The organism is Methylocystis sp. L43 (genome assembly GCF_015709525.1).
GTDB lineage: Bacteria > Pseudomonadota > Alphaproteobacteria > Rhizobiales > Beijerinckiaceae > Methylocystis.
Genome location: NZ_JADNRA010000016.1, coordinates 34,132 through 57,308, shown reverse-complemented (window position 1 = coordinate 57,308; position 23,177 = coordinate 34,132). Strand labels below are relative to the sequence as shown.

At 63.6% G+C, this 23,177-nt stretch carries 21 protein-coding genes; 11 read left to right on the top strand and 10 right to left on the bottom strand.

All coding sequences use genetic code 11. The features are described from left to right. Nucleotides 1-8: 8 nt before the first annotated feature. Nucleotides 9-542 carry a hypothetical protein gene (locus IYX23_RS02665; RefSeq protein WP_196391931.1) on the bottom strand — a complete coding sequence of 178 codons (534 nt, stop codon included), beginning with the start codon at nucleotides 540-542 and terminating at the stop codon, nucleotides 9-11. Between the two features lie 358 nt (nucleotides 543-900). Between IYX23_RS02665 and yajC the strand changes: the two genes are divergently transcribed. Genes yajC through IYX23_RS02630 form a run of 7 tightly spaced genes read left to right on the top strand, consistent with a single transcriptional unit; the run spans nucleotide 901 to nucleotide 7,467 of the window. After that, on the top strand, nucleotides 901-1,524 hold the full coding sequence (yajC, locus tag IYX23_RS02660) for a preprotein translocase subunit YajC (protein ID WP_246716430.1): 624 nt from the start codon (nucleotides 901-903) through the stop codon (nucleotides 1,522-1,524). A 36-nt stretch (nucleotides 1,525-1,560) separates the two neighbouring features. Beyond that, nucleotides 1,561-3,153, top strand: a complete 1,593-nt coding sequence (gene secD, locus IYX23_RS02655) for a protein translocase subunit SecD (RefSeq protein WP_196391930.1) — start codon at nucleotides 1,561-1,563, stop codon at nucleotides 3,151-3,153. Between the two features lie 13 nt (nucleotides 3,154-3,166). Continuing rightward, nucleotides 3,167-4,225 (top strand): protein translocase subunit SecF, encoded by a 1,059-nt coding sequence (gene secF / locus IYX23_RS02650; RefSeq protein ID WP_196391929.1) that lies wholly within the window; start codon nucleotides 3,167-3,169, stop codon nucleotides 4,223-4,225. Further along, nucleotides 4,222-4,599: an Mth938-like domain-containing protein gene (locus IYX23_RS02645; RefSeq protein ID WP_196391928.1), complete on the top strand. Its 378-nt coding sequence runs from the start codon at nucleotides 4,222-4,224 to the stop codon at nucleotides 4,597-4,599. Before secF ends, IYX23_RS02645 begins: the two co-directional genes overlap by 4 nt. Nucleotides 4,600-4,603: 4 nt before the next feature. After that, on the top strand, nucleotides 4,604-5,443 hold the full coding sequence (locus IYX23_RS02640; RefSeq protein WP_196391927.1) for a squalene/phytoene synthase family protein: 840 nt from the start codon (nucleotides 4,604-4,606) through the stop codon (nucleotides 5,441-5,443). Between the two features lie 36 nt (nucleotides 5,444-5,479). Further along, nucleotides 5,480-6,814, top strand: a complete 1,335-nt coding sequence (locus IYX23_RS02635) for an ActS/PrrB/RegB family redox-sensitive histidine kinase (RefSeq protein ID WP_196391926.1) — start codon at nucleotides 5,480-5,482, stop codon at nucleotides 6,812-6,814. Nucleotides 6,815-6,873: 59 nt separating this feature from the next. After that, a complete protein-coding gene (locus tag IYX23_RS02630; protein ID WP_018408100.1) occupies nucleotides 6,874-7,467 on the top strand; it encodes an ActR/PrrA/RegA family redox response regulator transcription factor in 594 nt (197 codons plus the stop codon). 5 nt (nucleotides 7,468-7,472) lie between these two features. Here IYX23_RS02630 and IYX23_RS02625 read toward each other — a convergent pair whose 3' ends face one another. Further along, on the bottom strand, nucleotides 7,473-7,946 hold the full coding sequence (locus IYX23_RS02625) for an MmcB family DNA repair protein (protein WP_196391925.1): 474 nt from the start codon (nucleotides 7,944-7,946) through the stop codon (nucleotides 7,473-7,475). 105 nt (nucleotides 7,947-8,051) lie between these two features. On the opposite strand from IYX23_RS02625, the gene IYX23_RS02620 reads away from it, so the two are divergent. After that, entirely contained in the window at nucleotides 8,052-9,137 is a 1,086-nt protein-coding gene (locus IYX23_RS02620) for a polyamine ABC transporter substrate-binding protein (RefSeq protein ID WP_196391924.1), read from the top strand. A gap of 70 nt (nucleotides 9,138-9,207) precedes the next feature. On the opposite strand, the gene dnaA is transcribed toward IYX23_RS02620, so the two are convergent. From dnaA to IYX23_RS02585, 7 genes are all read right to left on the bottom strand, one after another. Then, nucleotides 9,208-10,710: a chromosomal replication initiator protein DnaA gene (gene dnaA / locus IYX23_RS02615; protein ID WP_196391923.1), complete on the bottom strand. Its 1,503-nt coding sequence runs from the start codon at nucleotides 10,708-10,710 to the stop codon at nucleotides 9,208-9,210. A 939-nt stretch (nucleotides 10,711-11,649) separates the two neighbouring features. Beyond that, nucleotides 11,650-11,922 (bottom strand): 30S ribosomal protein S20, encoded by a 273-nt coding sequence (gene rpsT, locus IYX23_RS02610; protein ID WP_014893140.1) that lies wholly within the window; start codon nucleotides 11,920-11,922, stop codon nucleotides 11,650-11,652. Nucleotides 11,923-12,039: 117 nt separating this feature from the next. Beyond that, on the bottom strand, nucleotides 12,040-12,813 hold the full coding sequence (locus IYX23_RS02605; protein WP_196391922.1) for an enoyl-CoA hydratase: 774 nt from the start codon (nucleotides 12,811-12,813) through the stop codon (nucleotides 12,040-12,042). A 37-nt stretch (nucleotides 12,814-12,850) separates the two neighbouring features. Beyond that, the gene (locus IYX23_RS02600) at nucleotides 12,851-13,294 is read right to left on the bottom strand and encodes an Rrf2 family transcriptional regulator (RefSeq protein ID WP_196391951.1); all 444 of its coding nucleotides are present in this window, start codon (nucleotides 13,292-13,294) and stop codon (nucleotides 12,851-12,853) included. Further along, complete coding sequence (dut, locus tag IYX23_RS02595) at nucleotides 13,294-13,755, bottom strand: dUTP diphosphatase (RefSeq protein WP_196391921.1); 462 nt, start codon at nucleotides 13,753-13,755, stop codon at nucleotides 13,294-13,296. The genes IYX23_RS02600 and dut overlap by 1 nt, the downstream gene beginning before the upstream one ends. Then, on the bottom strand, nucleotides 13,752-15,017 hold the full coding sequence (gene coaBC / locus IYX23_RS02590) for a bifunctional phosphopantothenoylcysteine decarboxylase/phosphopantothenate--cysteine ligase CoaBC (RefSeq protein WP_196391920.1): 1,266 nt from the start codon (nucleotides 15,015-15,017) through the stop codon (nucleotides 13,752-13,754). Before coaBC ends, dut begins: the two co-directional genes overlap by 4 nt. Before the next feature lie 65 nt (nucleotides 15,018-15,082). After that, on the bottom strand, nucleotides 15,083-16,825 hold the full coding sequence (locus IYX23_RS02585) for a cation:proton antiporter (RefSeq protein WP_196391919.1): 1,743 nt from the start codon (nucleotides 16,823-16,825) through the stop codon (nucleotides 15,083-15,085). A gap of 167 nt (nucleotides 16,826-16,992) precedes the next feature. Here IYX23_RS02585 and IYX23_RS02580 point away from each other — a divergent pair, with 167 nt between their 5' ends. Beyond that, entirely contained in the window at nucleotides 16,993-17,487 is a 495-nt protein-coding gene (locus IYX23_RS02580) for a DUF3124 domain-containing protein (RefSeq protein WP_348643614.1), read from the top strand. 46 nt (nucleotides 17,488-17,533) lie between these two features. Further along, on the top strand, nucleotides 17,534-18,670 hold the full coding sequence (gene recF / locus IYX23_RS02575; protein ID WP_210330453.1) for a DNA replication/repair protein RecF: 1,137 nt from the start codon (nucleotides 17,534-17,536) through the stop codon (nucleotides 18,668-18,670). 433 nt (nucleotides 18,671-19,103) lie between these two features. Here the strand turns inward: recF and IYX23_RS02570 are convergent, their stop codons facing one another. Next, nucleotides 19,104-20,273: a zinc-dependent alcohol dehydrogenase gene (locus IYX23_RS02570; protein ID WP_196391917.1), complete on the bottom strand. Its 1,170-nt coding sequence runs from the start codon at nucleotides 20,271-20,273 to the stop codon at nucleotides 19,104-19,106. Between the two features lie 255 nt (nucleotides 20,274-20,528). On the opposite strand from IYX23_RS02570, the gene gyrB reads away from it, so the two are divergent. Beyond that, nucleotides 20,529-22,976: a DNA topoisomerase (ATP-hydrolyzing) subunit B gene (gene gyrB, locus IYX23_RS02565; RefSeq protein ID WP_196391916.1), complete on the top strand. Its 2,448-nt coding sequence runs from the start codon at nucleotides 20,529-20,531 to the stop codon at nucleotides 22,974-22,976. Nucleotides 22,977-23,177: the final 201 nt, after the last annotated feature.

Here is a 23,177-nt window from a genome sequence, read left to right as displayed (position 1 = left end):
ATTTTGGGTTAGCCGCAGACCCACATCCAGGTCTGGCGATAGGGGTGCCAGCGCCAGCAACGGCCCACGCCGTAATCCCACCAGCGACCGCGCCACCAACGCCCGCCGCCATGCCGACCGCCCCAACCGCCGCCGCCGCCCCAGCCGCCGCGGTGGCCGCCGCCGCCCCAGCCGCCATGGGGGCCATGGCCGCCACCCCAGCCGCCGCCGCCGCCCCATTTGCCGCCGCCGCCTTGGCCGCCGCCACCCCATTTGCCGCCGCCACCGCCTTGGCCGCCGCCGCCCCATCCGCCACCGCCCTGGCCGCCACCTTGGCCGCCGCCGCCTTGGCCGCCACCGCCCTGGCCGCCACCGCCCTGGCCGCCACCTTGGCCGCCGCCGCCCCAGCCGCCGCCGCCTTTACCGCCGCCGCCACCCCCGCCTTGGCCGCCGCCTCCGCCTTGGCCGCCGCCCCAACCGCCGCCAGCAGCTCCGGCCGCAACGGGCATCGCCAGCGCGCCGATGAGCGCCGCGACCACAGAAATGTTCTTGAAAGCTGACATGACTCCACCTTCCATCGAATTGCTCAGCGCGATCCGCGTTCCTGCGGAGGCTTGGACTGAGGCATGACCCCACAGTGTCTATGTGGCGTTGTTTCTACAATTTGCGAACGCTCCGAATCCGACGCTGCAAGTGAGCAGCTTCCCGAAAGCGCCTTAGGACGCTTTGAAGTCACTATGCTCTCCTGCGACGAAGGGCGGTGCGTGGCCGCACATCGCGTTGTTCGCGCTTATGCGCGCGCATCGCGCGAAGTCGGCCGCGCGCCATTGCTTTCGTGAAGTGAGCGGCTATAGTCCGCGCCCGTTCGGCGCTTGGAAATACTCCGCGTCGGGCTCCGAGCCCTTTAAAGAGATTTTCGCGATGAAGCTGATCCCGGACGCTTTGGCCCAAGCCCAGACGCCCTCACCGCCTGCCGCCGAGACGCCTGCGAGCCCGCCGGCCCAGCCGACCGCGCCTTCCCCGCCGGCGTCGCCGACCCCGCCACATCCGCCGACCGCCACCCAGACGGGTCAAGCCGTCGAGACGCCGCCCGAGGCGCACCAGCCTCCGACCATGCCGGAGATGCTTGGACAGCTCATTCCCATCTTCGTGGTGATGGGCATCGTCTACATATTGGTGATCCGCCCGCGCTCCCGACGCGAGAAGGAGCAGCTCGCGCAGCTGCGCAACGTCCGACGCGGGGACACGCTTGTCACCACGAGCGGAATCGTCGCCAAGGTGACGAAATCCATCGACGACGCCGAAATCGAGGTCGAGATCGCGCCCAACGTGCGGGTGCGAATGCTGCGCACCGCCGTCGCCGAAGTCCGCGCCAAGGGCGAACCGGTGAGGGAGGAGACGCCGCCAGCGGCCAAGACTGGCGGCGCCAAAAGCGGCGGAAAGTCGGCGAAATCCGGTGAGACCAAGACGAGCGACGTCAAGACCGGCAACGGCAAAGCGGGCGGTAGCAAGCCCGGCGACGCCGAATCCGGCTCACAGAGCTGACGCAGCTCCTTTCGATCACTAGCCGATAGCAGGACAATGCTGCGCTTCTCGACCTGGAAATTTCTCGCCATTGTGGCGATGACTGTCGCTGCGGTGCTTGTCGTCGCGCCGAGCATGTTGTCGCCGTCCCATTATGAAGAGTTGAAGTCGCGCCTGCCCTCCTGGCTTACGCCTCCGACCATCGTGCTCGGCCTCGATCTGCAGGGCGGCTCGCATGTGACGCTGGAAGTGGATCAGGCGGATCTCATCAGCACGCAGGTGAAAAATCTGCGCGATGACGTGCGCCGAATCCTGCGTGAAGAAAAGGTCGCCATCTCCGGCGGCATCGGAACGACCCCGCGCGGCGTACAGGTGCGCGTCGCCGACGCTGCGGATCGTGAGAAAGTCCTTCCGAAATTGCGGCAGCTGCGCAACGGCTTCAGCGGCGCTCTCATGGGCGGGCCTTCGCCGCTTGATGTCGAGGCGTCGCCGGACGGCGTCATCCGCGTGACCGTCACCGACGCGGGCATTACGGACAAGTCGCGCAAGGCCGTCGAGCAATCGATCGAAGTCATTCGGCGGCGCGTCGACGCCCTCGGCACGCGTGAGCCGAGCATTCAGCGTCAGGGCGACGACCGGGTGCTGGTGCAGGTGCCGGGCCTTCAGGATCCCGAAACGCTCAAGGAAATCCTCGGCAAGACCGCCAAGCTCGAATTCCGCCTCGTCGCCGATCCCGGCCAGAATCCGTCGGAAGTCGAGGAACTCGATCAGGTCGAACAGGAAGGCAAGCTCGGCGTCGAAAAGCAGGTGATGGTCAAGGGCGAGGATCTCACGGACGCGCAGCCCGGATTCGACCAGCAAAGAAGCGGCGAGCCTGTCGTCAATTTTCGGTTCAACATCCGCGGCGCCCAGGCCTTCGGCGAAGTGACGTCCAAGAACGTGGGGCGCCTCTTCGCGATCATCCTCGACAACAAGGTCATTTCCGCGCCGCGGATCTTGACGCCGATCACCGGCGGCTCCGGCCAAATTTCGGGACGCTTCACCGTCGAGCAGGCGAACAATCTCGCGATCCTGCTGCGCGCCGGCGCGCTGCCGGCGAAGCTCAACATCGTCGAAGAGCGCACCGTCGGTCCGGGCCTCGGCCAGGACTCAATCGACGCCGGCAAACGCGCCGCCTATGTCGGCGCGGGCCTCGTCGTCGTCTACATGCTCGTCACCTACGGCGTCTTTGGCGTCTTCGCCAATCTCGCGCTGTTTGTGCACATCGCCTTCATTTTCGCCGGACTCGTGTTGCTCGGGTCGACACTGACGCTGCCCGGCATCGCCGGCATCGTGTTGACGATCGGCATGGCGGTCGACTCGAACGTGCTGATTTACGAGCGCATCCGCGAGGAAAATCACGCCGGGCGCTCCATCCTCGCCTCGCTCGACGCGGGCTTCACCCGCGCCTTCGCGACCATCGTTGACTCCAACGTCACCATGTTCGTTGCGGCGGCGATCCTTTATTTTCTCGGCTCGGGACCCGTGCGCGGCTTCGCCGTGTCGCTTGCGCTCGGCATTCTGACGACCATCGTCACCGCGGTGACCATGACGCGCATGATGATCGCCGTCTGGTATCATTACGCGCGACCGACGAAACTGCCGATCTAAAGGGGCGACATTTATGAAACTTCTGCGCCTCGCTCCGGAGAACACCAAGTTCCCGTTCATGCGGTTCCGCCGCGTGAGCTATCCATTCTCGGCTTTGCTGTCGCTGATCGCGGTCGCTCTCTTCGTCTTCAAGGGCATGAATTTCGGCATCGACTTCGCCGGCGGCACGGTGATCGAACTGCGGGCCAAATCCGGCGCCGCGGAAGTCGGCACGCTGCGCACGCTTGGCGAAGGCCTTCAGCTCGGCGACATCGAGGTGCAGGCGTTCGGGAATCCGGCGGACGCCACATTGCGCTTCGGTCTGCAGCCCGGCGGCGACGTCGCCCAGCAGGCGGCGGTGGAGCGCGTGCGTGGCGCGGTCGGCGGATATTATGATTTGCGCCGCGTCGAAGTCGTCGGCCCGCGCGTCTCAAACGAATTGGTGCAGTCCGGCACGCTCGGCGTCGTGCTGTCGATCATCGCGGTGCTGACCTATCTTTGGTTCCGCTTCGAATGGCAATTCGCGATCGGCGCCGTGATCGCGACCATGCACGATCTGCTGCTCACCGTCGGGTTTTTCTCGATCACGCAGCTCGAATTCAACACCACATCGATCGCTGCGATCTTGACCATCGTCGGCTACTCGCTGAACGAAACCGTGGTGGTGCTCGACCGAATTCGCGAGAATATGCGCAAATACAAGAAACTGCCGACAGCGCAGATGGTCGACATGTCGATCAACGCCGTCCTGCCGCGCACGATCATGACCGCAACGACGGTGATGCTCGCCCTGTTCGCGCTGGTCGCCTTCGGCGGCCAGGTGATCCGATCCTTCTCGGTCGCGATGATTTGGGGCATTTTCGTCGCGACCTACTCGTCAATCTTCATCTGCTCGCCGATGCTGATCTATCTCGGGCTGCGCAATGAAGACGCGGACAAGGCGGCGCAGAAGCACGAGACGGAGCGCAAGGCCGAAGCGACAGTTTCCGCGCGCGAGGACGTTGCTGAGCCGCCGGTCTCTACGCCGACGAAGTCGACGCCCGCGCCCGCTCGGAAGACGTCCGGCAAACGCGCCAAGACGAGGCCGGCTTGACGAGCAGCGATGGCGGCTATGTTCCCGGCCGTCACAAAATCGAAGACTATGGCGGCGGGGGATTCCGCTTCGCCGACATGTCCCACCGCGGCTCGATTCTCGCGCTGCCCTCGGGCGTGCGCGCCGTGCCTCTGACCAGCGCTGCGGAGATCGACGATTCGATGATCGATAGCGCGCTTTCCGAAAGCGGCGGGCTCGACGTGTTCGTCGTCGGCACTGGCAAGGATTTGCTGCCGCTTGCCGGCGGCTTGCGCGCGAAGCTGCGCGCGGCGGGCGTTGGTTGCGAAACCATGGCGACGGGAGCCGCCGTGCGGACCTACAATGTGCTGGTCGACGAGAATCGCCGTGTCGGCGCGTTGCTGATCGCCGTGTGACATCATGACCGCCGCCTCGCAGGAGCATTATGTCCAGTGCGAGGAACTTCTGCGCGCGCGTGATCGCGACCTCTGGCTTGCCTGCCTCTTTGCGCCCCAGGACGCGCGCCCGCACATCCATGCGCTCTACGCCTTCGCCCAGGAAACGGCGGACGTCAGCGGCAAGGTCACGCAACCGCTGCTCGGCGAGATGCGGCTGCAGTGGTGGCTCGACGCGCTGGAGGCCGACGCCGCGCAAGGCGAAGGCGTGCGCGCCAATCCCGTGGCCGATGCGCTGATCGACACAATTGAGCGATTCTCCCTGCCCCGCAGCGAATTCGTCGCACTGGCGCAGGCGCATATCCTTGATCTCTACGACGATGCGATGCCGACCTGGACGGCGCTCGAAGACTATTGCCGCGCTACGGCGTCGGCGCCGATTCGCTGGGCGGCGCGCATTCTCGGCGCGGATTTTCAAGCGCCGTCGGCCGGCGCTTTCGATGAAGCCGGCGTCGCGCTCGGCCTCACGCGGATCTTGCGCGCTCTTCCTGAGGGTCCCCACCAGCAGAAATTCCTGCCGGACGAGGCGTTCGCGCGTGACGGCGGGCCGTCAGGTCGGCGCAGCGAGCTTGGTCCGATCGTGAAGAAATTGCACGGACTGGCGCAATCTCACTACGAGCAGGCGCGCCGTCTGGCCGTCGATCTCGGACCCGCCCGCGCCGCGCTGCTCCCGTGCGCCACCGCTCCACTTTATCTGGAGCGGCTGGCGCGAAGCGACTACGATCCATTTCGCCCGCTTGGCGAACCCTCGCCGCTGCGGCGACAGTGGCGCATCTGGCGCGCGTCGCGCGGCGTGGGATTGTGACACGCGCTGGAAGCAGCGCTCCATGGAATTACTGAAATGACATCTGTGGAATATGACTACGACGCCCGGCGCCTGCGCATGGAGACGCTGCTCATGCTCCGCTGGGTGGCCATCACCGGTCAGGCTGCGGCATGTATCGGCGTTTATTTCATTCTCGGATTCGATTTCCCCGTCGGCCTCTGCTTCGTCTTCATCACGGCGTCGGCGACGCTCAACATCGGCATGCGCTTCGGCACGCCGCGCAGTTTCCGCCTCGGCGACGTCGAGGCCGCCGTGCTCCTTGGCTACGACATTATCCAGCTGGGATTTCTGCTCTATCTCACCGGCGGACTGACGAACAGCTTCGCGATGCTGTTTTTGACGCCGGTGATCATCTCGGCGGTGTCGCTGCCGAGCAATCTGACGCTGCTGCTTGGCATCGTTATGATTGCGGTCGCGACGGTGCTCACGGTCGAATATTATCCCTTGCCCTGGTACGCCGACGAAAAGCTGACGTTCCCCCTCCTCTACCGCACCGGCGTTTGGGCGGCGCTCGCGCTCAGCGCGGCGTTCATCGGCATCTATGCCGCGCGAGTGTCGGACGAGGCGCGGCTCCTGGCCGACGCGCTTGCGGCGACGGAATTGGTGCTCGAGCGCGAGCAGCATCTCTCGCAACTTGACGGCCTCGCCGCCGCCGCCGCGCATGAACTTGGCACGCCGCTCGCGACCATCACGCTGATCATCAAAGAATTGCAAAATTCCCTGCCGGAGAATGCGCCGGCGCTGCGCGACGACCTCGCGCTCCTGGCGCAGGAGACGGCGCGCTGTCGGGAGATCCTGGGCAAGCTGGCCTCGCTTGGCGCAACGGACCAGAGCAGCGTGATGAATCTGCTGTCGATCGACACGCTGATCCAGGAAGTGGTTGAGCCGCAGCGTGAGATCGGCGTCGAGGTCGAAATTTCCAAAAATGGACCCTCCGACCCGCCGGTGTTGGCGCGTAATCCAGCGATTCTTTACGGCCTCGGCAACCTTGTCGAAAACGCGATGGACTTCGCCCGTTCACGCGTGAAGATCGACGCTTGGTGGAGTTCAAGCTACGTGACGATCGCCATCCAGGACGACGGGCCTGGCTACTCTCCAGACATTCTTGATCGTCTAGGCGATCCTTATCTGCGGGGTCGGCCGGTCGAAAGGCGCACGAAAAACGATGCCGAGTCAGGGCTTGGTCTCGGCCTCTTCATCGCCAAAACCCTGTTGGAGCGCTCCGGCGCTACAGTCGAAACAATGAATGCCGCTCCGCCGCAGACCGGCGCAATCGCCAAAATCACGTGGCCGCGCGCCGCGCTCGAGCCCGCCGCGGCTAGGCCAAGAATTCCCCAGCAGGACAATTAGAATCGACGCGACGCTGGCGATAAGCTAGATTTGACAAAAATCAGGGTTGGAAACGCGCAATGTCGACCGAAGAATTGAAGGCCGATCGAGAAGGCGTCTCGGAACCTGAGCAAGTTCCAGCGCCGCCACAGGATCGTTCGCTGCTGATCCTGGATGACGATAAGCCGTTTCTTGGCAGATTGACGCGTGCGATGGAGGCGCGGGGCTTCCTGGTGACTCCCTGCGAAACGGTCGCCGAGGGCCTTGCCGCCCTCGAGACGAACCCGCCAGCGTTCGCCATCATCGACATGCGGCTCGATGACGGCAATGGCCTCGACGTCATCTCAAAGCTGAAGACGTCTCGCCCCGACGCGCGCGGGATCATCCTGACCGGCTATGGCAACATCGCGACCGCGGTGACCGCGGTTAAGCTCGGCGCCTTCGACTATCTGGCGAAGCCCGCCGACGCTGACGAAATCTATCACGCGCTGATGGCGACGCAGGTCGACAAACCCGACGCTCAAGAAAATCCCATGTCCGCCGACCGTGTGCGCTGGGAGCATATCCAGAGGGTTTTCGAGTCGTGCGACCGCAATGTCTCGGAGACGGCGCGGCGGCTCAACATGCACCGCCGCACGCTGCAACGCATTCTCGCCAAGCGTGCGCCCCGCTGACGGCTTTAGTTCGCCTGTTCGTCGCCGAAGGCCAGCAGGCAGTAGCGGTCCGCCGCCATCGCCGCGAAACGTAGCAGCATCGAACGTCGACGGGCCGGCGCGAGGGGGAACGCCGGCGCCTCGCGCGTCAGCAGGGCCCCGTGCGCGTCCGCGACAATCAAGCCGGCATCGTCCGGAAATATCGCCGGATCGAGCGATGCGGGAATCGCGAAATAGAACCGATCGCAAAAGCCGCGATACTGCGGCCATTTAAGATCCGTGCGAAAATCGGCGTAGCTCGACTTGACCTCGACGATGCGCAGGACGCCGTCGGAAGCGAGCGCGATGAGATCGGCGCGTCGGCCGTTTGGCAGGGGAGCCTCGCAAACGACCGAAAATCCACAGGCCCTCAGGTAGCGGCGGGCGCCGCGGGCCACGCATTTGGTCACGTCGGCGCGGCTTTCGAACGCCGTCGCGCCTTCTACGAGGATCGCGGTCATAGTGTCTCCGCTGGCGTATCGCCCGCTCTAGCCAGCATGGCGCGTCGCCAAAGCGCGCGCAACCATGATAGGTTCGCCCCATTGATCCGCTACACGGCTTGTCGCATGAAACGGCTTCTTCTCGCATGCCTCCTCACGCTCGTCGCAGCGACATCGCCCGTCCTGGGCGCTGAGCGCGTCGTCAACATTTTCAATTGGAGCGATTACATCGATCCAAGCGTTCTCGAGGACTTCACCCGAGAGACCGGAATCAAAGTCATTTATGACACCTATGACTCGAACGAGATGCTCGAGGCGCGGCTTCTCGCCGGCGACACCGGCTACGACGTCGTCGTGCCGTCGGCGACGTTCCTCCAGCGCCAGATCGCTGCGGGCGTGCTGCAGCCGATCCACAGAAGCAAACTTGTCAACGCGCGCAATGTCTGGCCCGAGATCGATTCTCGACTTTCACGTTTCGATCCGGGCAACCGCTACGCCATCAACTACATGTGGTACACGACGGGCGTCGCTTACGATGTCGCGAAGGTGCAGGAGCGGCTTGGCAAGCCGATCACCAGCTGGGATCAGGTCCTGCGGCCGGAAAATTTAAAGAAGCTCGCCGACTGCGGCGTCTACATGCTCGACAGTCCGGAGGACATGTTCGCGATCGCGCTCAACTACCTGAAGCTCGATCCCAATTCTAAAAATCCGAAGGATCTTTCGCGCGCCGCCAGCCTCTTAGGAAGTCTGCGCCGCTATGTGAAGAAATTTCATTCCTCTGAATATATCAATGCGCTGGCGAACGGCGACATTTGCGTCGCCATCGGTTGGTCGGGCGACAGTCTGCAAGCGCGCAATCGCGCCCGCGAAGCCGGAACCGACGTCGATATCGCTTACGTGATACCGACCGAGGGTTCGCTCCTGTCCCTGGACAATCTCGCGATTCCTAAGGATGCGCGCCATCTCGACGAAGCCTATCTCTTCATCGACTATCTGCTTCGACCGGACATCGCCGCGCGCAATTCGATCGCCACCAATTTCGCCAATGGCGTCGCGCCGTCACGACCGCTGATTGACAAGGCGGTCGCGAATGATCCGTCGGTCTATCCAAACGACCTCACGATGCGACGCCTGTTTACGGTCGCGGCGCCCGATCAGACAGTTCAGAAACTGATCACCAGAATGTGGACGACGGTGAAGACCGGACGATGAGACGGGCTGGCGCGGCGATTGCACGTCCGTCGCCGCATTACGCGTGAACCCAGCAGCCGAGCGCCGCAGTCTACTGCTCGCTCAAGATGCGCTTCAGAAGTTCGATGACTTCGGCGAGCCCTTTGTCCTTGGCGGCGAGCTCCTCGATTTTCCGCACCGCGTGCAGCACGGTGGTGTGATCGCGGCCGCCAAATCTGCGGCCAATCTCCGGCAGCGAGCGCAGCGTCAGCACCTTCGACAGATACATGGCGATCTGTCGAGGCCGCACCACATTGGCGGTGCGCCGGGAGGACAGAATGTCCGAGCGTGAAATATTGTAGTGGCTCGCCACGAGCTTCTGGATGTCGTCGATCTTGACGCGTTTGGGATCCTGTGTGCGCACGAGATCGCGAATGGCCGATTCCGCGGTCTCGACGGTCAGCGGCGCGCCCGTCAGCGTCGCGTGGGCAAGGAGCCGATTGACGGCGCCCTCAAGATCACGGCCGTTGGTCGCGATCGTCCGCGCCACGTAGGAGATGACCTCCGGCGGCACGTGGAAACTGGATTGCGACTCCTTCGCCGATGCAATGCGCGCGGCGAGGATCTTGATGCGCAAGGACTCGTCCAGCGGGCCGATGTCCACGCACAGCCCGCCCTTGAATCGCGACAGCACGCGCTCGTCGAGCGTGTCGAGCTCCGACGGCGGCCGGTCGGCGGCGACGACGACCTGACGGCCGGCGTCAATCAGCGCGTTCAGCGTGTGGCAGAACTCCTGCTGAATTGATTTGCCTTGGAGAAACTGGACATCGTCGATGATCAGCACGTCGATGCCGCGCAGCTTCTCCTTGAACGCCAACGACGTATGCGTGGTCAGCGACGAGACGAAGCCGCTCATAAAGCGTTCCGCCGTCAGATAAATCGTATGGCGGCGGTTGTCATTCGACGCATGCGCGAGCGCCTGCAGGAGATGCGTCTTGCCGAGCCCGACCGCCGCATGGGCATAGAGCGGATTGAACATCGGAAGATCGCCGGCGCGCGCCTCCGCGACGCGGCAGGCGGCCGCATAGGCGAGCTGGTTCGACGGCCCGACGAGAAAGGTCGAGAAGGACAGCCGACGATCGAGCGGCGAGCCGACAAATGCGTCGGCGTCGTGACGCAAGGTCATCGGGCGAGCGGCGCGGCGCGCATTGCCTTCGCTGGCCGCTTCGAGAGCAGGCGCGAATGAGGCGACGGCGCGCGCGACGCAGTGCGGCGCGCTGGACTCGATCTGATCTAAGCCGTCTTCACGCGAGCGCGCTTTGCGCATCGGCGAACGTACGTCGATGACGACTCGCTCTACCTTCGAGAATTCGCTCGCGACGCGCGCCTTGATGCGCGGCGCATAGTGCGACTGCACCCAGCTTTTCAAAAATTTGGTGGGCACCGTCAGATGCACCGCGCCGCCGTCGATGCGCTCGAGCTCCAATCGCGTGAACCAGGAATTGTAAACCGCATCGCCGAGATCGCTCCTCAGTCTGTGTCGGACTCGGTCCCATTTCGAGCGATCTTCAGCGGTTACTCCGTCGTCTGCCAATTGTTCTCTATGATCGGACATATCAGACCTTTTTTCCGAAACGAGCGCCAGAAAGGGAGCCCCCGGCGAAACTCGCCGCTGGCGCTGATCGAAAGGAACCTGGTTGGAGCGAGCAATTGCCGCCGCGAACGGCGCTAAATTACACTCTTGAAGGCGGCCCAATCGCGAGCCGCGCGCATCTGCCGGCGTTGGCCTCCTGCGTGAAACAGACGCCGCACGGCGCCGCGAACGACCGCACACTGATGCGATCGTTGACGCTGCGCGCTCCCTCGACTGTCTCGGCCAACCGCCCCTTCGCCATGGCAAAGCCTCCCCTCGTCCGGGATCAGCGAGAATCCCGGATTGATGCGCGTCGCAGGAAACGGACTTTACTCTACGCCCTTGCGAACTATCACTTGAGTTTTCAAGCCGAACGGCTGGAAGGCGGCAATGCGTCTTGCTCTGTGGGCCCATCCGCGCCAGGGAACGCAGGCCGTTCCCCTCAATATTGCGCGCCCATGAAAAACCGACGCCGACCGACTTTCGTTCGACCCTTCGAAGCTACACGTCAGCGCCATCACGCGCAACGACGCTCGCGATTAAATCTGTCATAATGATTGGGCTTTTGTCGCGTGGCGCCGTGAAGTTTCTTCATCTTCGGCGATAAGCCGATGATTTGCCGCCCTTAAAAAACCATGGGTGACATGCGCGTCGGGGAGACCGCCGCGCGCTGGCGGCGCGCCGGACAAGCGCCGAGAGTAGTGTCAAGTGCCGCAACTTTTTCCCGTTCGTGACAGCTTGATTGCAAGAGATTGAATCGGGAGAATTTTGAATGATCACGAATTATTGCTGCAAAAAAAATTCCTGACCGTGTCATCTCCGTTTCATGCGACGAATTGCCGTCGCCGTCCCGCGCAATAAAAAGCCCGGCTCTCGCCGGGCTCCAGAATGTTGCGTCCACGCTATGCGCAGCGAATTTCTCTATGCCTGTGCGGCAAGCGCCTTCACGCGCGCGGTCAGTCGCGAAACCTTTCGCGAGGCCGTATTCTTATGAATGACGCCGCGCTGCGCGGCGCGCATCACGATCGGCACGGCATTTTGCAGGGCGTCCGCCGCCACCGAGGCGTCGCCCGAGGCGATCGCCTCCTCGACCTTGCGCACAAAAGTGCGCATGCGGCTGCGACGCGCCCGATTGACCGACGTGCGGCGGGCGATCTTGCGAACGGCCTTCTTGGCCGAACTCGTATTGGCCATGCTTTGCGTGTCCTTGAAAGTGACGGCGATGCGCCGCCCAAAAACCAAGCGGCCGCGAAATCGCGGCCAAGTGGCGTGGTTTATAAGCGCGGCGGCCGCCTTTCGTCAATGGCGGCCCTATCGATTGGCGAAGGCCGGCTTCCGCTTTTCCACGAAGGCGTTCATGCCTTCCTTTTGATCGCTCGTGGCGAAAAGCGAATAGAAAAGCCCTCGCTCGTGGCGAATTCCCTCCGCGAGCGTCGATTCAAAAGCGCGATTGACCGCCGCCTTGGCCATGAGCACAGCAGGAAGCGACATCGACGCGATCGTCGCCGCCGTCTTCATCGCCTCAGTTAGAAGATCGGCGGCCGGGATAATCCGCGCGACGAGGCCGGCGCGCTCTGCCTCTTCGGCGCCCATCATCCGACCTGTCAGTATGAGATCCATCGCCTTTGCCTTGCCGACGGCGCGGGTCAGCCGCTGCGTGCCGCCGGCGCCGGGGATCACGCCGAGCTTGATTTCCGGCTGGCCGAATACCGCCGTGTCCGCCGCCAGAATGAAGTCGCACATCATCGCAATTTCGCAGCCGCCGCCCAGCGCGAAGCCGGAGACGGCGGCGATGATGGGCTTGCGGGCCCGCGCCACGACGTCCCACCGGCCGATGAAATCGTCAAGAAAGGCGTCGACGAAGCCCTTGTCGCGCATCTCTTTGATGTCCGCGCCAGCGGCGAAGGCCTTCTCGGAGCCCGTGAGAACGACGCAGCCGACGCCGTCGTTGGATTCAAACGCTGCGAGCGCGTCGTCGAGCTCGGCGATGAGCTGCGCGTTCAGCGCGTTGAGCGCTTCAGGCCGGTTGAGACGGATCAGTCCGACTCGGCCCTGCGTCTCGACTGCGATCGTGTCATAAGTCATGCGCGCCTCCTCCAACAACTTCGCCGGCTCGCGCGCTTCATATCTCAAAATCGCCGCTCGCGTCCGGCCTTTCTCCAAAACCAAGCGTGACGGCGCGGGCGTGCAGATCGTCGAGCGTCACGTCGTCTAATTGGCGGAGCGCGCTCTCTTCCGCTTCAGCGATGATTGGCTCCAGCACCGCCGAGAGCAGCGGCGGCGCTACGTCCGGCGCCTCCTCTTCGGCGCGCAAGGCGACGCGAACGATCTCGCCGACTGAAAGACGACGCCTCTCGCGCGCCAGCGCATAGCCCCCCGCTGGCCCTCTGACGCTTTTGAGAATCCCCGCCCTCACCAAGGCCTGCAGGATCGTCTCCAATCGTCTCGGCGGGAGATCGTGACGCGCGGCGAGCTGCTTGGAGGACACAGGACGTCCCCGCGCATGAAGCGCCACGTCGAGCGTCGCCATGAGCGCGAAGCGAGCGGCGCGCGGCAGAAGCTTCATCACGCGCCTTCTCCGGTGAGACCCGTCGACCCGAAGCCGCCGGCGCCGCGCGTCGTCGCGTCGAGATCATCGACCTCCTCCAGCGTCACATGCGTGACCGGCGCGATCACGAGCTGCGCGATGCGCATGCCGCGGACGATCTCAAAGGGCTGCCCCCCGAGATTGATCAGCAGCGTCTTGATCTCGCCGCGATAGTCGCTGTCGATGGTGCCCGGTGCGTTGAGCACGGTGACTCCGTGCTCCGCGGCAAGGCCCGATCGCGGGCGAACCTGTCCTTCATAGCCTTGAGGCAGCGCGATCGAGAGCCCTGTGGGGATGAGATCGCGGGCGCCGGGCTCCAGCACCAGCTTTTGCCCCGGCGCCAGCGCCGCGTGGAGATCAAGGCCCGCTGCGCCTTCGCTGGCGTAAGCCGGAAATGGCAGACCTTCGGCGTTCGGCAGTCGGCGGATCGCGACTTTCATGACGCTTCGCCGTCGATCATCTGCGCGAGGCGCGCCACGAGCCGCTCGGCGAGCTCTTCCTTGCGAAGACGCGGCCAATCTTCAACGCCCCCGCGCGAGACGAGATGGGCCTGATTCGTGGCCCCGCCAAATACGCCGGTTCCCTCGCTGACGTCGTTGGCGATGATGAGATCACATCCCTTGCGGGCGAGCTTTTCCTGCGCGTGGCGGATAAGGTCGCGCGTTTCCGCCGCAAAGCCGACGACCAAGCGAGGACGGTTCGGTCCGCGTGAGACGCTCGCAAGAATATCGGGATTTTCAACAAGCGAGAGACTCGGCGCTCCCCGATCGCCTTTCTTGATTTTGTCGATCGCCGGCTCCGCGCGCCAATCGGCGACAGCCGCTGCGGCGACGAATATATCCGCCGGAAGCGCGGCGTTCGCGGCCTCCAGCATGTCTCGCGCGCTCTCTATATGTATGGTCTCGCAGCCGGGGGGGTCTGAGAGGGCGACCGGCCCTGTGATCAACGTCACGCGCGCCCCTGCGCGCGCCGCCGCCGCCGCGATGGAGTGCCCCTGCCGTCCTGACGAGCGATTGGCGATGTAGCGGACCGGATCAATCGGCTCATGCGTTGGGCCGGAGGTCACGACGACATGCAGCCCGTCGAGCGCGCCGCCGCGCGACGATAGTCCTTCGGGCGCGGGCAGCCTTGTGTCCTGGTTCAGCGCGGTCTCGATCGCTTGGACGATCTCCAGCGGCTCGCTCATGCGCCCAGGTCCGTATTCCCCGCAAGCCATGTCGCCGACGTTTGGGCCGACGAACCAGGCGCCGTCGCCGTGCAGCGTCGAGACGTTGCGCTGCGTGGCGGGATGAAGCCACATACGCACGTTCATCGCCGGCGCATAAAGCACGCGCTTGTCGGTCGCCAGCAGCAGAGTGGTCGCAAGATCGTCGCAGAGGCCGCGCGCCGCGCGCGCGAGAATATGCGCCGTCGCGGGCGCGACGACAAGAAGGTCGGCGTCCCGCGACAGCTGGATATGTCCCATCTCTTGCTCGTCGGTTGCGGAGAAGAGATCGTCGTAGACTTTTTCGTTCGCCAGGCTGACGAAGGCGAGCGGCGTCACGAACTCCTTGGCCGCCGCCGTCATGACGACGCGCACCAGCGCTCCGCGCGCGCGTAGCCGCCGCACGAGATCAAGCGACTTATAGGCGGCGATCCCCCCGCCGACGATCAGCAAGACGCGCTTAGCCTCCAGGCTCCGCGCACAACCCACGCCCGCCACTGAATAAACTCCGATCGCCGCAGGCGGAGAATACAGATTTTATGCGTAAGGCCAAACGACTTCGCTCATCCGATCGGGAGAGCTTTTCCACTCGCGGAGGATGCTTGTGTGATCAACCGTCGCTCCGCGACAAGGTCGCGAGCGACGCTTTCCGGCAGACCCACGCCGACAAGCACGGTCTCTCCCAGTTGAAGCGCGGCTTCGCGGGCTTCCAGGATAACGGATTTCGCGCCAGCCTTGAGCAGCGCATTCGCATGGGCCTCGTCGCGCACGCGGGCGAAAATCGGCAGATCGGGCCAATCGCGGTGCGCCGCTTTAACCGTCTGGAGCGTTGTCTTCGCGTCGTCCATGGTGACGACGAGGGCGGCCGCCTGCTCCACTCCAAGACGCGATAGAATCTCATATTGCCGCGCGTCGCCGTGATAGATCGAAAAGCCCTGCGCGCGCAAGCCGGCAACGCGGCGGGCGTCAAGGTCGATTGCGACATGGGCGATTTCCTGATTATCGAGCAGTGCGCCAATTTCCCTCCCGACACGACCGTAACCGACCACTATGACATGATCCGAAATCTGATCCGGGAAGAGAGCAAATGTCTCCGGCTCGCCGCGCGCGGCGAAGCGTGACACCAGCCAGCGCGCACTCAACGCCATCAACGGCGCCATCGCCATCGTGAGACTGGCGACGATCAGAGCGAATTGAGCAGTGTCTTCGTAAATGACGCCAAGGGACAGAGACAGTTCGCTCACCACGAAACTGAATTCTCCGATCGGCGCGAGCAGCGCCGCCGTCTCGAACGCTACGCACGGCGCCTGCCCCGCCAGCCGCACCAGCGCGTAGACGCATACGGCTTTCAGCGCCATCACGCCAAAGGCCCATGCCAAAATTTTGTCCCAGTCCGCGATGAGTTCGGCGAATTCTATACTGAGGCCGACAGCGACAAAGAAGACGCCGAGCAGCAGGCCTTTGAAAGGCTCTATGTCAACCGCGATCCTGGGGCGGTACTCCGTATCCGCAAGCAGCAGGCCGGCAAGAAAGGCGCCGAGCGCCGGAGAAAAATCGGCGGCGTCGGCAGACGCCGCCGCGCCGATGATCGTGAGAAGAACTGTGGCGAGGAACAGTTCGCGGCTCCTTGCGCCGGCGACGATCCCGAAGAGCGGCCGCGCGATAAGTCGACCAACGCCCAGTATTACGATGATCACCAGAATTGCTTTGCCTAGCGCGAGAGCGATCGCCGGCCCGACGGCGTTCGCGTCTAGACCGAAAGCGCTCACCATGAACAGGATCGGCACAACAGCGAGATCCTGAAAGAGCAGGACGCCGAAGCTGGTTTGACCGGCCGGAGCGCCCAGTCGCCCCGCCTCGGTAAGGAGATGCATAATGATGGCGGTCGACGACATCGCGAAGGCGCTGCCTAGAACGATCGCAACATCCAGCAAGTAGCCGGAATAGAAAGCTATGGCGGCTATCCCGGCCGCAGAGAGAAGCACCTGCGCGCCGCCGACCAGAAAGGCGATCCGCCACATCGCGCGCAAACGCTCGAGCGACAATTCGAGCCCGATCATAAACAGAAGAAAGATCACCCCAAACTCGGCCGCAAATCTGACCGCGCGCTTGTCTTCGATCACGAACAATTCGACCCAGGGAATCGTCTCGGCAAGTCGACCAAGCCCGAACGGTCCGACAATCAACCCAACAGCGAGAAAGCCAAGCGCTGGACTGACTCTCATCCGATTTATTATTGGAACTATGAGGCCTGCTGCGCCAAGAAAAACTACCGCCTCTCGAATTTCGTGGGTGGCGAACGACATTCGTTTAGACCTTTCGCAGCGCGATGCTAGTGTGCGCTGGCGCCGCATATGTCTAGTCGAAAGGAAAAGGTGTGCGCAATCCGCTTAGTCTTGCCCCGCTTAGTCTTGCCCCGCGTGTTCTTGCCCCGCGTGTTCTTGCCACGCGTGCTCTTGCGCTCGCTCTGGTCGTGAGCGCCTTCGTCACGGAGTGCGCGGCGCGGTCGCCGCTGCCGTCGGCTCAGCCCGTCATCGTCAGCCCCGACGCCACGACATCTGCTCCGGCGGAGAAACTCGCCCTTCGCGGGCGCACGCTGATTCCGCTGCATTCGACGCTCATCGGGCAAGGCGGCGTGACGCGGCTCAACTTCTCCGGCGCACTGTCAATACACAACGCCTCGGCGACGAATGTACTCGCGATCGAAAAGATCGAATACCGCAGCGGCTCGGGTCAGTTGATCGAAAGCTATCTGAATGAGCCCATCTATCTGAAGCCTTACGCCTCATTGCAGGTCATCATCGCGCAAGACGACGTTCGCGGCGGCACCGGCGCCAGTTTCACTGTCGACTGGTCTACATCGGAAGGGTCGGACGAACCCTTGATCGAAGCCGTCATGACCTCCTACACCGGACCCCACAGCTACGCCATCCTCTCGCCGGGACGCCGCGTTTCGCGCGCGCCATGATCGCGCACGCGGAGGCGTCGCATCGCTTTGAGGCGACGGCGTCATAATGACCCTCACGCCGAAGAGCGCGCCGCGCGTGCGACGGCTGACGCTCAGCGACTTTCGTTCCTATGCGGCGCTCGATTGCCGTTTTGAGTCGGCGATCATTGCGCTCTTCGGTGAGAATGGCGCGGGCAAGACCAATCTGCTCGAAGCGCTGTCATTGTTTTCGCCCGGCCGCGGCCTGCGCCGCGCGGAACTCGCCGAATGCGCGAGACGCGGCGGGGCCGGCGGCTTCGCCGTCTCGATCGAAGTTGAGACCGACGGCGTGACGACGCAGCTCGGCCATGGTCTGACGCCGTCGGGCGAGCGGCTTTTTCGCGTTGATCGCATCCCGGCGAGTTCTGCGCGGGCTTTCGCCGATCATGTGCGGGCGCTCTGGCTCACGCCGGCTATGGATGGGCTATTTTCTGGCGCGGCGGGCGAAAGGCGGCGCTTTCTCGATCGGCTGGCGCTCGGCGTCGACGCCGAGCACGGCGCGCGCGCCAATAGGCTGGAGCGGGCGCTGCGCAATCGAAATCGGCTTCTCGAAGAAGGCGTCGCCGACCGGCGCTGGCTCGACGCCGCCGAGCAGGAGATCGCCGCGCTCGGCGTCGCCGTGGCGGCCGCGCGACGCGAGACTGTTTCGCGGCTCGTCGCGCTGATCGCCGCAGGACGCGACGACGCCTCGCCCTTTCCCTGGGCGGACGTGACGATTGAGGGCGAGCTGGAGCGGCGGCTGGCGTCCGCTCCCGCGCTCGCGGTGGAGGAATGGTACCGCGGCGAACTCGCCGCGTCGCGCCGCCGCGACGCCGCCGCTGGACGCACGTTGATTGGTCCGCAGGCGAGCGATCTCGCCGTGCGTCACGGCCCGAAGAACGAGGCCGCGCGGGCCTGTTCGACGGGCGAGCAGAAAGCCCTATTGATGGGGCTGACCCTGGCGCATGCGAAGCTGATCGGCGCTATGACCGGACAGGCGCCGATTCTTCTTCTCGACGAGATCGCCGCGCATTTCGACGTGAAGCGCCGTGAAGCGCTCTATCAGGAACTTCAGGCGCTTGGCGGCCAGGTCTGGATGACCGGCGCCGACCCGGCCTTATTTACGCCCTTGCGCGGCTCTGCCGAGCTTCTCCTTGTCACGCCCGGACACGCCACCCATGTTTGAGGGGCGCGCCTACTCGGGGACGGCAGAATACAACCTCAGGTTTTAATACGTGAGCACGTTTGCTCGTATTACGCGAATATCAACGCATGAAGAGGGGAATTCGCGAGAATTCGCGTCCCAATTGAAAAGAATTGGAGTAAGCCTCATGACGTGTAGAACGTGACGGCGGCGGTCTCCTGTTTCCGCAACGGACAACCACACTCGGGCAGAATGACTACCGTACTGGCGATATTCGGATTGGCCCTCTGTGTGGTCTGGCTGGCTGTCGGCGCTCTTGTCGGATTCACGGCTTGGTTTATAGGCGCCACATTTCTGATCATCGCCCTGCTCTTCGCCTTACGCGTTGACGTGGTGACGCGCGGCATTCTCCGCCGCCGCGCCAAGGTCCGCGACCGCGAACCTCCGAACGCGTGCGGCGACTAGCGCTTGAGCATCAAGGCGTGAGCACGACTTTCACGCAGCCGTCCTTCCGGTCGCGAAAAGTCTTGTAGAGCTCAGGCCCGTCTTCGAGCGATCCGCGGTGCGTGACGACGAAGGATGGATCGATTTCCCCCGACTCGATGCGCTCAAGCAACCGCGGCAGATAGCGCTGCACCGGAGTCTGCGCCATGCGGAAGGTGAGGCCGCGATTCATCGCCGACCCCAGCGGCACTTTGTCGAGAAATCCAGCGTAGACGCCGACGATCGACACCGTTCCAAAATTGCGGCAGCAGTGGATCGCCTGTCGCAGCACATGCGGCTGATCGGTCCCAAGAAATGTCGCGACCTTGGCGCGGTCAATCATCGAGTCGATGCTCGCGGTGGGGTCGGGTTCGGTGCCGACCGCGTCGATGCAGGCGTCGGCGCCTCGGCCCTTCGTCAGGCTTTGGATCGCGTCGTAGACGTCAACCTTTCCATAGTCGAGCGTCTCCGCGCCGGCTGCTTTGGCGAGGCTGAGCCGCTCGGGCACCGAATCGATCGCGATGACGCGCTCAGCGCCGAGCAGGAATGCGCTGCGGATGGCAAATTGCCCGACCGGGCCACATCCCCAGATCGCAATGACGTCGCCTGGTTTGATGTCGCAGAATTCGGCCGCCATATAGCCCGTCGGGAAAATGTCCGACAAAAACAGCACCTGGTCGTCCCGAAGCTGAGAGGGCGCCTTGATTGGCCCGACATCGGCGTGCGGCACGCGCAGATATTCCGCCTGGCCGCCAGCGTAACCTCCCAGCAGATGCGAGTAGCCGAACAGACCGGCTGGAGAGTGCCCCCAGAGCTTTTCGGCTTTGACGCGGTCACGGTTGGTGCGCTCGCAGGCGGAGAAATAGCCGCGCTGACAGAAGAAACACTCACCGCAGGAAATGGTGAAGGGCACCACGACGCGGTCGCCGACTTTCAGTTTTTTCGTTTCCGACCCGACTTCGACGACCTCGCCCATCGTTTCGTGCCCGAGCACGTCTCCAGTATGCATCTCAGGAACGATGCCGTCGAAAATATGCAAATCGGAGCCGCAGATCGCGCAGGCGGTCACCTTGATGATGGCGTCGCGCGGATCTTCGATTTTGGGATCGGGAACGCTCTCGCAGCGAATGTCGCTTTTGCCGTGGAAGGTAAGCGCTTTCATGGAAAGAGACTTTCTCTTGAGCCGCCCGCGAACTCAGCCAGCCCGAAACGCGAGCGCGTCGCCCCGCCTGTGAACTAGCGGCCGAAGTAAATCGTTCCAGCCCGGCCTGAATGATCAGCGGGAGCGCCCGGCACGGTCGCCCGCCCGGCAAAAGCGCCCAATCGTCAACTATTTCCGTGCATTGACGCAGCCATTTGAGGTAAGATCGCCTGTTCGAATCATGAGCCCTCAACAGCACGGAAACTCCCAAAAAATATGAGCGATAGCGACAATCTGAACGGCGACCCGGCGGAATATGGCGCAGGGTCCATCAGGGTGCTGCGTGGCCTCGACGCCGTGCGCAAGCGTCCCGGCATGTATATCGGCGACACGGACGATGGCACCGGCCTCCACCACATGGTCTATGAGGTGGTCGACAACGCTATCGACGAGGCGCTCGCCGGCCATGCCACCCATGTCGACGTAACGCTCAACGCAGATGGCTCCTGTACGGTCTACGATAATGGCCGCGGCATTCCGACCGACATCCATCACGAGGAAGGCGTCTCGGCGGCCGAAGTGATCATGACGCAGCTGCACGCCGGCGGAAAGTTCGACCAGAACTCCTACAAGGTTTCTGGCGGTCTGCACGGCGTCGGCGTCTCGGTGGTCAACGCTCTGTCGGTTTGGCTGAAGCTGCGCGTTTGGCGCGGCGGCAAAGAACACGCAATAGAGTTCGCCAATGGCGACGCGGTCGCGCCGCTCGTGATCGTGGGCGACGCACCGGCCGTCGACGGCGCGCCAAAGCGCGGCACCGAAGTGACATTCCTGCCGTCCCCCGCGACCTTCACGATGACGGAGTTCGACTATGCGACGATCGAGCATCGACTTCGCGAACTCGCCTTCCTGAATTCCGGCGTGCGCATCGTTTTGACCGACGCGCGACACGCCGAGATCAAGCGCGATGAACTTTATTACGAGGGCGGGCTCGAAGCTTTCGTGCGCTATCTCGACCGTGCGAAGACGCCGCTTGTCTCAGCGCCGATCCTCATTCACGGCCAGCGCGACCAAATCAACGTCGAAGTCGCGCTGTGGTGGAACGACAGCTATCACGAAAATGTGCTGGCCTTCACCAACAACATTCCACAGCGTGACGGCGGCGCGCATCTCGCTGGATTTCGCGGCGGGCTGACGCGCCAGATCACCGGCTACGCAGAATCTTCCGGCGTCGCCAAGCGCGAGAAAGTCGATCTCACCGGCGATGACTGCCGCGAGGGACTGACCTGCGTTCTGTCGGTGAAAGTGCCGGACCCGAAATTCTCCTCGCAGACGAAGGACAAGCTCGTCTCGTCGGAAGTGCGACCGGCTGTCGAGAATATCGTCAACGAATTGCTCGGCCAGTGGCTGGAGGAGCATCCGGCCGAAGCCAAGACCATCGTTTCGAAAGTGTGCGAAGCGGCGGCGGCGCGCGAAGCGGCGCGCAAGGCGCGCGAGCTGACGCGCCGCAAAGGCGCGCTCGACGTCGCCAATCTTCCAGGCAAGCTTGCCGATTGCCAGGAGCGCGATCCGTCCAAGGCCGAACTGTTCATCGTCGAGGGCGACTCCGCCGGCGGCACGGCCAAGCAGGGCCGCAATCGCGAATTCCAGGCGGTGCTGCCGCTGCGCGGCAAGATCCTCAATGTCGAGCGCGCGCGTTTCGACAAGATGCTGTCGTCCGAACAGATCGGCACGCTGATCACCGCGCTTGGCACGGGCATCGGCCGCGACGAATTCAACGTCGACAAGCTGCGCTATCACAAGGTCATCATCATGACGGACGCCGACGTCGACGGCGCCCATATCCGCACGCTGATTCTGACCTTCTTCTATCGGCAGATGCCGGAGCTGATCGAGCGCGGGCATATTTTCATCGCCCAGGCGCCGCTCTACAAAGTGATGCGCGGCAAGTCGACGCAATATCTGAAAGATGAACGCGCGCTTGAAGATTATCTGATCGAAAGTCTGCTCGACGGCGCCGTGCTGCGCACCGGCACAGAGGATCGGGCCGGCGCCGACCTGCGTCAAACGCTCGAAGATGCGCGCGCGTTCCGCAATGTGATGCTGAGCCTGCATTCGCGCTATGACCGCGCCGTCATCGAACAGGCGGCGATGGCCGGCGATCTGACGCCGCTGACGGATGCAGCGGAGGCGAAGCGTTACGCCGACGACATCTCGCGGCGACTCGATGCGATATCGGAGGAGACCGAACGCGGCTGGACGGGCGAGGTGCGCGACGGCGGCCAAAGTCTCGAATATGTCTTCAAGCGAACGCTGCGCGGCGTGACGCATGCGGTGACGCTCGACGCGTCGCTCTTGAATTCAAGCGAGGCGCGCAAGCTGCATGAGCGCGCCGAGAGCCTGCGCGAAATCTTCGCCGCGCCGGCGACTCTGATCCGGCGCGGGGACGAGGCTCCGCTCTCCGGTCCGCTCGCCCTTTATGATGCGATGAACTCGATCGGCCGCAAGGGCCTGACGATCCAGCGCTACAAGGGTCTCGGCGAGATGAACGCCGAACAGCTCTGGGAGACGACTCTCGACCGCGACGCGCGTTCGCTCCTGCAGGTGAAGGTGAAGGAAGCCGTGGAGGCGGACGACATTTTCGTCAAGCTGATGGGCGACGTCGTGGAGCCGAGGCGCGAATTCATTCAGGAGAATGCGCTGAACGTCGCCAATTTGGATGTGTGAGCCAAAGGTCCTCATCCTGAGGAGCGCGCAAAGCGCGCGTCTCGAAGGACGAGGGCCGCCTCCAGAAACCAACGAGTGTCAGCGCAGCCCTCGTGCTTCGAGACGGCGCCTTGCAGGCGCCTCCTCAGCATGAGGACTGCTTAGGCAAACGCGTCGCGAGCAAATAATGCGCTCTCTGTCCCAATTCGCCTGCGGCGAATC

What these genes read in the sequence shown, in the direction of transcription:
- IYX23_RS02665 (WP_196391931.1), bottom strand. Translation starts at nt 542, where the DNA reads ATGTCAGCTTTCAAGAACATTTCTGTGGTCGCGGCGCTCATCGGCGCG.
- yajC (WP_246716430.1), top strand. Translation starts at nt 901, where the DNA reads ATGAAGCTGATCCCGGACGCTTTGGCCCAAGCCCAGACGCCCTCACCG.
- secD (WP_196391930.1), top strand. Translation starts at nt 1,561, where the DNA reads ATGCTGCGCTTCTCGACCTGGAAATTTCTCGCCATTGTGGCGATGACT.
- secF (WP_196391929.1), top strand. Translation starts at nt 3,167, where the DNA reads ATGAAACTTCTGCGCCTCGCTCCGGAGAACACCAAGTTCCCGTTCATG.
- IYX23_RS02640 (WP_196391927.1), top strand. Translation starts at nt 4,604, where the DNA reads ATGACCGCCGCCTCGCAGGAGCATTATGTCCAGTGCGAGGAACTTCTG.
- IYX23_RS02635 (WP_196391926.1), top strand. Translation starts at nt 5,480, where the DNA reads ATGACATCTGTGGAATATGACTACGACGCCCGGCGCCTGCGCATGGAG.
- IYX23_RS02630 (WP_018408100.1), top strand. Translation starts at nt 6,874, where the DNA reads ATGTCGACCGAAGAATTGAAGGCCGATCGAGAAGGCGTCTCGGAACCT.
- IYX23_RS02625 (WP_196391925.1), bottom strand. Translation starts at nt 7,946, where the DNA reads ATGACCGCGATCCTCGTAGAAGGCGCGACGGCGTTCGAAAGCCGCGCC.
- IYX23_RS02620 (WP_196391924.1), top strand. Translation starts at nt 8,052, where the DNA reads ATGAAACGGCTTCTTCTCGCATGCCTCCTCACGCTCGTCGCAGCGACA.
- dnaA (WP_196391923.1), bottom strand. Translation starts at nt 10,710, where the DNA reads ATGTCCGATCATAGAGAACAATTGGCAGACGACGGAGTAACCGCTGAA.
- rpsT (WP_014893140.1), bottom strand. Translation starts at nt 11,922, where the DNA reads ATGGCCAATACGAGTTCGGCCAAGAAGGCCGTTCGCAAGATCGCCCGC.
- IYX23_RS02605 (WP_196391922.1), bottom strand. Translation starts at nt 12,813, where the DNA reads ATGACTTATGACACGATCGCAGTCGAGACGCAGGGCCGAGTCGGACTG.
- IYX23_RS02600 (WP_196391951.1), bottom strand. Translation starts at nt 13,294, where the DNA reads ATGAAGCTTCTGCCGCGCGCCGCTCGCTTCGCGCTCATGGCGACGCTC.
- dut (WP_196391921.1), bottom strand. Translation starts at nt 13,755, where the DNA reads ATGAAAGTCGCGATCCGCCGACTGCCGAACGCCGAAGGTCTGCCATTT.
- IYX23_RS02585 (WP_196391919.1), bottom strand. Translation starts at nt 16,825, where the DNA reads ATGTCGTTCGCCACCCACGAAATTCGAGAGGCGGTAGTTTTTCTTGGC.
- recF (WP_210330453.1), top strand. Translation starts at nt 17,534, where the DNA reads ATGACCCTCACGCCGAAGAGCGCGCCGCGCGTGCGACGGCTGACGCTC.
- IYX23_RS02570 (WP_196391917.1), bottom strand. Translation starts at nt 20,273, where the DNA reads ATGAAAGCGCTTACCTTCCACGGCAAAAGCGACATTCGCTGCGAGAGC.
- gyrB (WP_196391916.1), top strand. Translation starts at nt 20,529, where the DNA reads ATGAGCGATAGCGACAATCTGAACGGCGACCCGGCGGAATATGGCGCA.